6 protein-coding genes and 1 pseudogene are annotated in these 8,796 nt (G+C 70.6%); 2 read left to right on the top strand and 5 right to left on the bottom strand.

The window, feature by feature from the left end:
• From A6302_RS17945 to tesB, 5 genes are all read right to left on the bottom strand, one after another.
• The coding region (locus A6302_RS17945; RefSeq protein ID WP_210183382.1) for a DNA translocase FtsK 4TM domain-containing protein at positions 1-1,579 on the bottom strand (1,579 nt) is incomplete at its 3' end.
• 334 nt (positions 1,580-1,913) lie between these two features.
• The gene (locus A6302_RS17940) at positions 1,914-3,131 is read right to left on the bottom strand and encodes an aminotransferase class I/II-fold pyridoxal phosphate-dependent enzyme (RefSeq protein ID WP_069308189.1); all 1,218 of its coding nucleotides are present in this window, start codon (positions 3,129-3,131) and stop codon (positions 1,914-1,916) included.
• Between the two features lie 388 nt (positions 3,132-3,519).
• Positions 3,520-3,858 (bottom strand): P-II family nitrogen regulator, encoded by a 339-nt coding sequence (locus tag A6302_RS17935; RefSeq protein WP_069308188.1) that lies wholly within the window; start codon positions 3,856-3,858, stop codon positions 3,520-3,522.
• Between the two features lie 301 nt (positions 3,859-4,159).
• A complete protein-coding gene (locus A6302_RS17930; protein WP_069308190.1) occupies positions 4,160-5,527 on the bottom strand; it encodes an ammonium transporter in 1,368 nt (455 codons plus the stop codon).
• A gap of 327 nt (positions 5,528-5,854) precedes the next feature.
• Positions 5,855-6,757, bottom strand: a complete 903-nt coding sequence (gene tesB, locus A6302_RS17925) for an acyl-CoA thioesterase II (RefSeq protein ID WP_069308187.1) — start codon at positions 6,755-6,757, stop codon at positions 5,855-5,857.
• 197 nt (positions 6,758-6,954) lie between these two features.
• Between tesB and A6302_RS17920 the strand changes: the two genes are divergently transcribed.
• Both A6302_RS17920 and A6302_RS23165 read left to right on the top strand, forming a co-directional pair.
• Complete coding sequence (locus tag A6302_RS17920; RefSeq protein WP_069308186.1) at positions 6,955-8,193, top strand: ubiquinone biosynthesis hydroxylase; 1,239 nt, start codon at positions 6,955-6,957, stop codon at positions 8,191-8,193.
• A 221-nt stretch (positions 8,194-8,414) separates the two neighbouring features.
• Positions 8,415-8,796: pseudogene (locus A6302_RS23165) on the top strand (hypothetical protein); the annotation flags it as partial.

The raw sequence follows: 8,796 nt of genomic DNA, 5'->3' as shown, positions 1-8,796 counted from the left end.
CGGCGGGGGCGCGGCGCTCCACCGGGGCGACGCTGCGCACGATCTCCTCGGCGGCGCTCGCCCGCGGCTTCAGCCAGTCGCGGCCCTGGGGCGAGACGGCGGCCAGAGGCTCGAAGGCCGGCTCGACACGGCCGTTCGGCAGCGGGGCGATGAAGTCGTCATAGCCGTAGTCGTCCGGCGCGTCGGCCTGGATCTCCGGCTCGGACTCGGGGCCGTAGTCGGTGACGTCGTCGGGGCCGAAGTCGGGCGCGGGCGCGGTCTTGCGCAGGGCGGCCGGTCCGCGCAGCGGACGCGGCGGCGGCACGACGCTCGGATCGGGACGGGGGATCTCGCGCGGCGGCAGCTGCACGGCCTCGAAGTCCGGCTCGACGCGTGGCTGGTGGATCGTGACCCGGCGCGCCGGGGCCGGCACGGGCGCCGGGGCGTGGTCGGCCTGATACGCGCCGCCGTCGTCTTCCCAGGGGGCGGTCACGGGGGCGGTCAACGGGGTGGTCTGGGGCGCGGGGCATGGCAACCCGGGGATCGGCAAACCGGGGCTCCACCGGCCGGGGCCGGCCTGCGGGGACGCCGGCATGCGCGGCGGCGGGGCGGCGACAAACCCGCCGAGGCCGTCGTCGACGTCGGCAAGATTGCGCATCAGCCGGCCGAGGCGGCCCTGCCCCTCGGCACGGGCGGCGGCCTGCGGTGCCCTCGCGGCAAGCGCCGGAGCGGCCAGTGGCGGCTCGGGACCGAACTGCGGCTCCTGCGCCACGTGGATGCGGCGGGGGCGGGCCTGCCGGCGCGGCGGCTCGTCGACGAAGGGCTGGGCCGCGAAATCCTCGTCGCGGCCGAAGGTCTCCTCGCCCGGATAGGCATAGTCGTGGGTCCGGCGGCCGGTGCGGCGGCGCAGCAGCGCGCGGGCCGACAGCCACATGTGCGAGGCGGCGCCCGCCATGGCCGACAGGCGGCCGGGCCGGTCGTCCGCGTCGTCGGCCTCGATGTCGTCGTCGGCCTCGACCGCGGTGTCGGCCGCGCTGGCCGGGAAGCCGGCGGCATAGGCCATCAGTCCGGCGGCGGCGACCGCGACGAGGCCGCCGACGATGATCCGGCCGACGCCCGAGAGCGGGCCGCCGGCCAGCAGGGCGGGGAGTTCCAGCACCAGGTCGCCGAGGTAGCCGCCCATGCCGGTCGGCAGCGGCCAGCTGGCCGGGACGGGCAGCACCGAGATGAAGGCGGCAGCGGCAGCCGTGCCCGCCGCCCAGGCGAGGATGCGGCTGCGGGCGATCGAGACGCGGCGGCCGGTGAGCAGCGACCAGCCCCAGGCGACCAGCGGCATCAGGAAGATCGCCGAGGTGAGCCCGACGAACTGCATGACGAGATCAGAGACCACGGCGCCCGGCGTGCCGAGGGCATTGCGCACCGGCAGTTCGGTCGCGTGGCTCCAGCTCGGGTCGTCCACGGACCAGGTGGCGAGCGCCGCGGCCAGCGCCGCGACCAGCGCGATCAGGCCAAGGCCGCTCGCGCCCGCGAAATTGCGGCGCAGCGCCTGGCGCAGGCGGCTGTCGGCGGGCATTCGGGCGGAGGAAAGCGTTCTCGACATGCGCATGGTCTCGGGTTCTGGTCCTGGGTGTCCGTCAGCAGGCAAGGCAATCGGCGGCCGCCGGCCATGGGGCCAGGGCGCGGCGGGCGGCCGGACGTTCGGCGGCCGCCTTCGGATCGGGCACCGCCGGCTCGTCGTCCTCGGCGTGCTCGTCCTCTTCCTCCTCCTCGTCGCCGAAGCCGCCGGCGCGGGACGGCGGCCGGGGGCATAGGCGAAGATGACGGGGGAGGACGCCGCCGGGGCGAAGGGCGCGACGGCAAGGGCGAGGCGCGCCGTCAGGCGGCGGGCGTGGTCGAGAAGGGCGGCGATCAGGATCATGGGTCTGGTCTTCCTGTCATCGGTTGCGACGCGCGAGGACGCCGGCGATGCGCCGGAGCGCCTCCTCCGTGCGGGCCTGATCCTCGACCATGGCGATGCGGATGTGGTTGGCACCCGGATTGCCGTGAACGGCGTCGTCCGCAGAGAGATAGGCCCCGGGCAGCACCCGGACACCGGCCTCCTCGTAGAGACGTTTCGTAACCGCTTCGCCGCCGCCATGCGCCGTGACGTCGAGCCACAGAAAGAAACCGCCCGGCGGCCGGAGGACCGACGCCCCGAGGTCGAGACCGCCGAGAATCGCCTCAGCCGCCTCGAACTTCGCGTCATAGAGCCGCCGATTGTCCGCCACGTGGTCCTCGTCGCGCAAGGCCGAAACGGCGACGGCCTGCAGCGGCAGTGGCACCTGCGGCGCATGGATGTTGCGCGAGCCCGCCCAGCGCGACAGGAAGGCCGGATCGCCGGCCGCAAAACCGCAGCGCAGGCCGGGCAGGCCGGACCGCTTCGACAGCGAATTGAAGGCGACCACCCGGTCGTAGCCGGCGCCGAGGGCGTCGGCGGCCTCGAGGGCGCCCGGCGGCGGCGCGCCGCGCCAGATCTCGGAATAGCACTCGTCGGCAAACAGCAGGAAGTCGTGGCGCCGGGCAAGGCCGATCAGCGACTGCCAGAGTTCGAGCCCGGCGACCGCGCCTTGCGGATTGGCCGGCGAGGCGAAATAGGCGGCGACCGTGCGGGCGAGAATCGTTTCGTCCACCCCGGCGATGTCCGGCAGGTAGCCGGTGTCGGCGCCGGCCGGCAGCATCACCGCCTCGGCGCCGGCGATTTCCGCGCCGCTGGCATAGACCGCATAGAAGGGATTGGGAATCAGCACGGCGGGACGTTCGATGCCGCGCGCCCGGCCGGCGGCGATCGCCTCGATCGAGGCGGAAAACAGGCCGTCGCGCGAGCCGCTGAGCGGCAGCACGCCCTGCTCGGCGTCCACCGGCTGGCGCAGGCCGTAGCGCCGGGTGAGCCAGTCGGCGACCGTCTGGCGGAATTCGGCGGTGCCGCGGATCGGCGGATAGCGGCCGAAGCCGGGAATCGCGGTGGCAAGGGTGGCGGCGACGAAGTCCGGCACGACCTGGCGCGGTTCGCCGATGGTGAGGTCGATGGGGTCGGCGCCGGGCCGCAGGCCCTCGACGAGCGCCGCCGCGCGCTGGAACGGCGATGATCGGAGCGAGGGCGACGCGGCGGCCATGGCTGATCCTGAAACTCGCAAACAGGCCGCAGGCTCAGTCCTGCGGCCGGACCCGCGCCACCCGTCTGCCCGTCCGCGAGGACGGGGCAGGACAACCGTGTCGGCGTCGCGCGATCCGTGGCCGAGACTAGCCGGGCATGGTTAAGGGCCGTTTAATCGCGCCCCGGTCGCATTGCACTGCGGCCGCATCGTGGCGGGCCGGGACTCGCGGCCGGGGCTGGCGGACCGGGCGTGCCGGGCAGGGGGAAGGCGCGGAGCCGGGCACCGCGACGGACAACGAAAAAGGGCCGGCGCGATGCCGACCCTCGTTCCGTCCGGACCGTTCGTGTCCGATCCCCTCGTCCGGCGGGCGGTGTCCCGGATCGTCCGGTGCACGCCGCGTCGGAGTTCAGAGCGCGTCCGAATCCGTCTCGCCGGTGCGGATGCGCACCGCCTGGTCGATGCCGTAGACGAAGATCTTGCCGTCGCCGATCTGGCCGGTCTTCGCCGAGGTCGAGATCGCCTCGACGACCTTGTCGGCCTGCTCGGAGGGAATGGCGACCTCGATCTTCAGCTTCGGCAGGAAGCTGACGGCGTATTCGGCGCCGCGGTAGATCTCGGTGTGGCCCTTCTGGCGGCCGTAGCCCTTCACTTCGGTGACGGTCAGACCGTGGACGCCGATCGCGGTGAGCGCGTCGCGCACCTCGTCCAGCTTGAACGGCTTGATGATGGCCATAACGATTTTCATGGGGTCTGTACTCCCTTATTGCCTACGCTCGTCGGCCGATCCGCCCCGAGCCGATGACTGCACGGCCCTTCCGGGCCGGGATCACTCGCTCGTCCCGTGCGGCCCGGTCGCGGCCCAGCCCGTGGGCGGGGACGCGGAACCGGTGCGGGACGATCATCGAGCCCGTTCAGGACAACTTAGTGCATGGCGACGAAAAGTTGAGAGGATTTTCGTCCCGCAATGGCCCGGACGCTGTCCGGACCCTTGCCGCCACCCGCGCGAGGCGCGGATGGCCATGCCGGTGTCGCCCCGATGCCGGAGCTCAGTTGTGGTAGGCGGCCTCGCCGTGGCTCGTCTGGTCCAGACCCTCGCGCTCGGCCTCGACGGACGGACGCAGCCCGACGATGACGTCGACGAGCTTGTAGAGGATGGCGCTGACGATGCCGCACCACACGATGGTGATCAGGACGGCGACGATCTGGGAGTAGACCTGGCTGCCCATGGTGACGCCGTCGAGATAGCCGATGCCGCCCAGGGAGGCCGAGGTGAAGAAGCCCGTGCCGATGGCGCCGATGATGCCGCCGACGCCATGGACGCCGAACACGTCGAGGCTGTCGTCGTAGCCCATCTTCGGCTTCACGACCGCCACGAAGAAGTAGCAGCCGAGGCTGGCGATGGCGCCGAGGACGATGGCGCCGATCGGGCCGATGAGGCCGGCCGCCGGGGTGACGGCGACGAGGCCGGCGACGACGCCGGAGGCGGCGCCGAGGCCCGAGGCCTTGCCGCGGGTGACGGTCTCGATCAGGCCCCAGGCGACAACCGCACCGGCGGTGGCCGTGAAGGTGTTGATCAGGGCCAGCGTGGTGCCGCCGTTGGCTTCAAGGTTGGAGCCGGCGTTGAAGCCGAACCAGCCCACCCACAGGATCGAGGCGCCGACCATGGTCAGCGTCATCGAATGGGGAGGCATCATCTCCTTCGGGTAGCCGAGGCGCTTGCCGACCAGGATCGAGCCGACCAGACCGGCGATGCCGGCGTTGATGTGCACGACCGTGCCGCCCGCGAAGTCCAGCGCCGCAACGCCGCCCGCATGGCCGCCGTTGAAGATCAGGCCGTTGGCGTCCCACACCATGTGGGCGATCGGGAAGTAGACGAAGGTGACCCAGAGGATCGAGAACAGGATCACGGCCGAGAACTTGATGCGCTCGGCGAAGGCGCCGACGATCAGCGCCGGGGTGATCGCGGCGAAGGTCATCTGGAAGGCGATGAAGACATATTCCGGGATGACCTCGTCGGAGAAGGTCGCCGACACGCTGTCAGCGGTCACGCCCGCGAGGAACAGCTTGCCGAAGCCGCCGAAATAGGCGCTTTCCGAACCGCCGAAGGCGAAGGAGTAGCCGTAGACCACCCAGACGATCATCATGACCGAGGCGACCATGAGGACCTGCATCAGCACCGACAGCATGTTCTTGGCGCGCACCAGGCCGCCGTAGAACAGGGCGAGACCCGGAACCGTCATGAACAGCACGAGGATGGTGGAGATCATCATCCACGTCGTGTTGCCGGGGTTCGGCACCGCGGCGACAGCCTCGGCCACGGCGGGAGCCTCGACAGGAGCATCCTGTCCGAATGCGGGCAGTGCCGCCAGGGCGACCATTGCGAGGGCCGCAGGTACGATTCTTGACAATTTCATGGACGTGCCTTTGCTGCAAAACGACAGAAATGTCTGATGGCCGAACTGTCGCCGGGTGCCGGTCTGCCCCACCCCCCGACGTCGTTCCGGCCCGAGACGATCGCGAGACGGAGGCCCTGCCGAAGCTGAAGCGGTTCCGTCGGCCACGAACGATGGCGCGTTCCACTTTCAACCTTCGTGCCAACTTGGCCGGCGTTCGCGATCGCGGCAAAAAAGCGGCGAATCCGGGTGGAATCGCGGCAGTGCGATAGGACCGTGCGGTTGCGCGGCAGGGGCGCGCCGTGGTGCACGCGGGATATGATCAGAAAATGTGCAAACGCCTAGAAATTAACTGCCCATTTTTGCATCTTTGGCAGGCAGGCGTCGGCGAATGAGTCCTTCCTGTGCAACGGAGGCGACGAGATGGCCAGCGCGGTCGTAGAGCGAGCCGCGGGTGAAGCCGCGCCCGCCCGCGCTGGCGGGGCTGTCCTGCACGTAGAGGATCCATTCATCGACGCGGAACGGCCGGTGGAACCACATGGCGTGGTCGAGGCTGGCCACCTGCAGGTCGGTGTCGAACACCGAGCGGCCATGGGCGTAGAGCGAGGTGTCGAGCAGGGTCATGTCCGAGGCATAGGCGAGGGCGCAGCGGTGCAGGGCGTCGTCGTCCGGCAGCCGCTCCTTGGTGCGCACCCACATCATCTGGCGCGGCTCGGCGTCGCTGCGGTCGACGTAGCGGCCGAGTTGGGCGGGCCGCAGGTCGAGCGGGCGCGGCCGCTGCCAGTAGCGGCGGATCGGCTCGGGCGCCTTGGCGAGGATGTCGTCAGCGATCTCCTGGGCGTTCGGCAGGCTTTCGGGATCGGGCACCCCTTCCGGCATGGCGATCTGGTGCTCGAGGCCCTCCTCGGGCACCTGGAAGGAGGCCGACAGCGAGAAGATCGGCCGGCCGTGCTGGATCGCCTTCACCCGGCGGGTGGTGAAGCTGCCGCCGTCGCGGATCCGCTCGACCTCGTAGACGATCGGCACCGAAGGATCGCCCGGCAGCATGAAATAGGCGTGGAGCGAATGGACGTCGCGGCCCTCCACCGTCCGTGCCGCCGCCGCCAGGGCCTGGCCGATCACCTGTCCGCCGAACACGCGCTGCCAGCCGAAGTCGGGACTGCGGCCGCGAAAGAGGTTGGTCTCCAGCCGCTCCAGGTCGAGGATGTCGACGAGGGTCTCGGGGGTCCGGGAAAAATCGCTGCTCGACATGGCTCACCGCAGGGTTGGCGCCGGGCCGGCGCATCTCCCTGTGTCACCGGGCAGGGCTGCGCCGTCAAGCAGAGGCGCGGTGCCCGTGCGGGGCACGGGGTCCGTGTCCGGCCGATCCCGAGGGTGTCAAATGCCGCGATCCGCGATATCTCTCTGCCAGCACATGTCTGCCCGACACCGACACCTGGAGACCCGCCATGACCGCGACCCCCGAGCGCCACGACATCGTCATCGCCGGTGGCGGCTATGTCGGCCTGTCGCTGGCGCTGGCGCTGATGCAGGCACTGCCCGGCCTGCGGCTCGCCCTCGTCGACACGCGGCCGCCGCAGACCGATCCGGCGGAAGCGGCCAAGGACCTGCGGGCCTCGGCGATCGCGGCCGCGGCGCGGCGGATGCTCGCGAGCCTCGGCGTCTGGGACGAGATCGCGCCCGTTGCCCAGCCGATCCTCGACATGACGGTGACCGATTCGCGGCTGGACGACCGGGTGCGGCCGGTGTTCCTCACCTTCGACGCGCGCACGGACGACGGCGAGCCCTTTGCCCACATGGTGCCGAATGCGGCGATGGTCGGCGCGCTGGCGCGGGCGCTGGAAGCGGCCGGCGGCGAGGTGATCGCGCCCGATGCGGTGGCGGACTTCGACGCCGACGCGGCCGGCACGCGTGTGCGCCTCGGCTCGGGGCGGGTGCTGTCCGCCAGCCTGCTGGTCGCGGCCGACGGGGTGCGCTCGCGCCTGCGCAGCCTTGCCGGCATCCGCACGGTCTCCTGGTCCTACGGCCAGTCGGGCATCGTCACCACGCTGAAGCACGAGTTGCCGCACGAAGGACGGGCGATCGAGCATTTCCTGCCCTCCGGTCCCTTTGCGCTCCTCCCGCTCACCGGCAACCGGTCGTCGCTGGTGTGGTCGGAGAAGACCGAGATCGCCGAGCGGCTGATCGCCGACGACTTCCTGTTCGAGGCCGAACTGATGCGCCGGGTCGGCCATGGCCTCGGCGCCGTGGAGGTGGTCGGCCCGCGCGCGGCCTATCCGCTGGGCCTGACGGTGGCGCGCGATTTCGTTCGCCCGCGCTTCGCCCTCGCCGGCGACGCGGCCCACGGCATCCACCCGATCGCGGGCCAGGGTCTCAACATGGGCTTTCGCGATGTGGCCGCGCTGGCGGAGGTGCTGGCGGAGGCGATCCGGCGCGGCGAGGATCCCGGCGCGATCGACGTGCTGGAGCGCTACCAGCGCTGGCGCCGCTTCGACACGGTGGAGATGGCGGCCGTCACCGACGTGCTGAACCGGCTGTTCTCCAACGACCTTGCCCCGGTGCGGGCGCTGCGCGATTTCGGCCTCGGCCTCGTCGACCGGCTGCCCGCGCTCAAGCGCCGCTTCATCGGCGAGGCCGCCGGCGGCGGCGGTGACCTGCCGAAGATGCTGCGCGGGCAGGCAATCTGAGCGGACGGGCCCGGCACGGCAGATCATGCCCTCCCTCAGATCGGTGGCTGCGTGGCGACTAAATTCGACCTGAGAAAATTTCTCTGTGGCACATCTCGATCATATTTCATGGAACCGAATTTCCAACTGACCGTTTGTCCGGAGTGAATCGAAGAAATCGGCAGTCTCCTTTTCTTGAGGAAGACTTGGCGGATTTCCGTATTCAAGGCTCAGGAGGAAACATGTCCAATACCATGACCATTAGAAATATCGTTCTTTCCGGCGTTGCTGCGCTGGCCCTTGGCGTCGGCTCGGCGCAGGCCCAGACGACCATGCCCGAGGCAATGCCCTGCGAAAATCCTGTGACCAATGCCGATGGCAGCGTCACCTGCAGCACCCCGGACAAGCCGGGTGAGATGCAGGTTCCCGGCGGCGATACGGGTGCGGCCGGCAATACCGAGACCAATGGCGGTGTGACCGGCCCGGAAGGTATCGGCGGCACTCCGGGCGGCGCGCCCAACGCCGGACCCGGCAGCAACGGCGGCGCTGGCAGCGATGATGGCGGCAGCAACAGCGGCGGTGGCAGCAACAGCGGCGGTGGCAGCAACAGCGGCGGTGGCAGCA

It is taken from the genome of Methylobrevis pamukkalensis (assembly GCF_001720135.1).
GTDB lineage: Bacteria > Pseudomonadota > Alphaproteobacteria > Rhizobiales > Pleomorphomonadaceae > Methylobrevis > Methylobrevis pamukkalensis.
This window is presented reverse-complemented; position numbering and strand designations above follow the sequence as displayed.

What these genes read in the sequence shown, in the direction of transcription:
- A6302_RS17940 (WP_069308189.1), bottom strand. Translation starts at nt 3,131, where the DNA reads ATGGCCGCCGCGTCGCCCTCGCTCCGATCATCGCCGTTCCAGCGCGCG.
- A6302_RS17935 (WP_069308188.1), bottom strand. Translation starts at nt 3,858, where the DNA reads ATGAAAATCGTTATGGCCATCATCAAGCCGTTCAAGCTGGACGAGGTG.
- A6302_RS17930 (WP_069308190.1), bottom strand. Translation starts at nt 5,527, where the DNA reads ATGAAATTGTCAAGAATCGTACCTGCGGCCCTCGCAATGGTCGCCCTG.
- tesB (WP_069308187.1), bottom strand. Translation starts at nt 6,757, where the DNA reads ATGTCGAGCAGCGATTTTTCCCGGACCCCCGAGACCCTCGTCGACATC.
- A6302_RS17920 (WP_069308186.1), top strand. Translation starts at nt 6,955, where the DNA reads ATGACCGCGACCCCCGAGCGCCACGACATCGTCATCGCCGGTGGCGGC.